Here is a 237-nt window from a genome sequence, read left to right on the forward strand (position 1 = left end):
GTCGTCGACGATTGCGAGGATGCGGAAGCGTCGGCCGCAAGCGAAGGTGTCGGGTAAGCGTCCGGTGAAGGCGTCGCGTCAGGCGGGACGGTAGTTCCACGGCAGCAGTTCATTGATCTGGCGGGCTGGATGGTCGGCGATGCGGCTGATGGTGTCGGTCAGCCATGCCTCGGGGGCGACGTCGTTGAGCCTGGCGGTTTCCACAAGGCTGTAGATGCCGGCGGCGCGGTGGCCGCC

Annotated in this window: 1 protein-coding gene; it reads right to left on the reverse strand. The window is 67.1% G+C overall.

Features of this window, described 5'->3' with window-relative positions; all coding sequences use genetic code 11:
• Nucleotides 1-78: 78 nt before the first annotated feature.
• Nucleotides 79-237, reverse strand: a 159-nt coding sequence (locus MMY95_RS15805; protein ID WP_241277845.1) for a transposase domain-containing protein, incomplete at its 5' end; no start/stop codon positions are given.

Source organism: Lactiplantibacillus sp. ME-2 (genome assembly GCF_022549155.1).
In the GTDB taxonomy this organism is placed as follows: Bacteria; Bacillota; Bacilli; order Lactobacillales; family Lactobacillaceae; genus Lactiplantibacillus; species Lactiplantibacillus plantarum.